At 71.8% G+C, this 202-nt stretch carries 1 pseudogene; it reads left to right on the top strand.

Annotated elements, in window-relative coordinates:
- A pseudogene (locus tag IG08_RS62395) lies at positions 1-202 on the top strand (IS200/IS605 family accessory protein TnpB-related protein); the annotation flags it as partial.

Genomic DNA, 202 nt, shown 5'->3' with positions numbered 1-202 from the left:
GCCCAGCACTGGCAAAAACCCCTCACCAGCACAACCCGTAAGACGACTCGCCACGAGGCTGCCGCCGTGGCGATCGGACGGCGCGCCCAAGGACACCCGGTCCGGCGACGGACGGCACCGCCCCGTGCACACCAGAGCGATGTGCACGGGCATCGGACCGTCCAGGCCGACCGGCGTGCCCTCGGGCGTGAGGAAACCCGCC

It is taken from the genome of Streptomyces fulvoviolaceus, from assembly GCF_000718165.1.
In the GTDB taxonomy this organism is placed as follows: Bacteria; Actinomycetota; Actinomycetes; order Streptomycetales; family Streptomycetaceae; genus Streptomyces; species Streptomyces fulvoviolaceus.
Note: the sequence above shows the minus strand (reverse complement) of the source record. Positions and strands in the feature narration are given on the sequence as shown.